Annotated in this window: 1 pseudogene; it reads right to left on the minus strand. The window is 59.9% G+C overall.

Annotation, left to right across the window (positions count from 1 at the left end):
• Positions 1-242 (minus strand): annotated as a pseudogene (locus AC0IW7_RS24980) (hypothetical protein); the annotation flags it as partial.

The following is a 242-nucleotide window of genomic DNA, read 5'->3' on the forward strand; positions in this document are numbered from 1 at the left end:
CCACCGGAGGACTCACCACCGATGACGGCGTTGGTCTCGGCCATCTTGGACGACACCCACTTAAATCCGACCGGTACCTCGTAACAGGTCTGCCCGTGGGCCTCGGCGACACGGTCAAGCAGGTGGGTCGTCGCGAGGTTACGCACGCAGGGCCCCTGCCATCCCTTGTCCTCCAGAAGGTAGGTGTACAGCAATACGAGGATCTGGTTGGGATGCAAGAAATGCCCCTGGTCATCAATGAT

It is taken from the genome of Pseudomonas sp. AC229 (assembly GCF_979254655.1).